Below are 1,134 nucleotides of genomic sequence, written 5' to 3'. Positions count from 1 at the left end.
GGCGTCGACCGCCTGCTCCCAGGAGGCGCCGCCCGCGTGCTCGATGAGCGCGGCGATGCCCTCGAAGGCGATCGTGGAGTAGCGCGACGCGGTGCCCGCGGCGAAGTCGCGACCCGGGGCGAGCAGCGACGGGCGCAGGCCCGCCGGCGTCTGCAGGTCGGGCTCCACGATGCCCGACGTGTGGCTCACGAGGTGCCGCAGGCGCACGACGTCGTCGCGTCCCTCGCCGAACTCGGGCACCGCCGTCGTGAGCGGGGTGTCGGGCGTCATCCGCCCCTCCTCGATGAGTCGCAGCGCGGCCAGCCCGACGAGCGGCTTGGTGATCGAGAAGAGGGCGTAGTGGTCGTCGACGGACGCCCCGCCGAACGCGTCGAGGGCGACGATGCCGTCGGCGGTGGCGATGCCGAGCACGGCGCTGGGCATGGGGCCGTCGTCGACGTGGCGGCGGGTCCAGTCGAAGGCGTGGTCGAAGCTCGGCATGGGGTCCTCTCGGTAGGGCTCGGGAACGGGGATCAGGGGTCGGCGTGCAGGTCGTCGTCCGCGCGTCAGCTGCGCAGCACGATGTTCTCGGGGGCCTCGCCGCGCAGCATCCGCTCGATCTGGCGCTGCAGGAGGCGCGCCATGCGGGGCATCATCGCGGTGGAGGCGCCGCCCACGTGGGGGGAGATCAGCACGTTCGGCAGCGCGAAGAGCGGATGCCCCTGCGGCAGCGGCTCGGGGTCGGTGACGTCGAGGGCGAACCGAAGCCGGCCGGAGCGGGCCTCGGCGAGGAGCGCGTCGGTGTCGGCGACCTTGCCGCGGGCGATGTTCACCACGAGGGCGCCGTCGGGAAGGGCCGCGAGGAACGCGGCGTCGACGAGCCCGGTCGTGGCATCGCTGAGCGGTACGCCGACGATCACGATCTCGGCGTCGGGCAGGAGCCGCGGCAGCTCGTCGATGCCGTGGATGCGCCCGCGCTCGTCGTCGCGGGCGCGGCTGGCGACCCGCGTCACCTCGACCTCGAAGGGCGCGAGCCGTTCCTCGATCGCGCGGCCGACGCCGCCGTAGCCGATGAGCAGCACGCGCCGGTCGGCGAGGCTCTCGTGCCGGGCGGGCGCCCAGCGGCCCTCGGATGCCGCGCGGACGAAGTCGGGG

At 74.6% G+C, this 1,134-nt stretch carries 2 protein-coding genes; both read right to left on the bottom strand.

The annotated features are described in order from the left end of the window. Nucleotides 1-480 (bottom strand): serine hydrolase domain-containing protein (locus AC1DY2_RS19990; protein WP_476764002.1); only part of this gene is annotated, 480 nt, incomplete at its 3' end. Between the two features lie 65 nt (nt 481-545). Beyond that, a partial coding sequence (locus tag AC1DY2_RS19985; protein ID WP_476764001.1) for an NAD(P)-dependent oxidoreductase occupies nt 546-1,134 on the bottom strand: 589 nt, incomplete at its 5' end.

It is taken from the genome of Agromyces sp. P1_H4 (assembly GCF_056405255.1).
Note: the sequence above shows the minus strand (reverse complement) of the source record. Positions and strands in the feature narration are given on the sequence as shown.